General features: G+C 59.8%; 1 protein-coding gene. It reads left to right on the top strand.

Annotated elements, in window-relative coordinates:
• Positions 1 to 214 (top strand): hypothetical protein (locus tag C2M17_RS13320; protein WP_199776027.1); only part of this gene is annotated, 214 nt, incomplete at both ends.

Genomic DNA, 214 nt, shown 5'->3' with positions numbered 1-214 from the left:
GTTGACCGTCACCATGACAGTGACCGACGCTGCCGGGAACACGGGCACGGTCACCGATACCACCACTTTGGATACGGGCGCGCCGAGCACAGGTGATGGCGCGAACAGTATTGCGTTCGACGATGGCGGCGATGAGCTATTAAGCGCAGACGAAGCAACCAACGTGACCCTTTCTGGCGTTGTTGAAGCCGGTGCCACCGTCGACAGCATCACT

It is taken from the genome of Pseudoalteromonas sp. T1lg10 (genome assembly GCF_002964545.1).
In the GTDB taxonomy this organism is placed as follows: domain Bacteria; phylum Pseudomonadota; class Gammaproteobacteria; order Enterobacterales; family Alteromonadaceae; genus Pseudoalteromonas.
The sequence above is the reverse complement of the archived record's forward strand: the minus strand, read 5'-3'. Positions and strand labels throughout refer to the sequence as shown.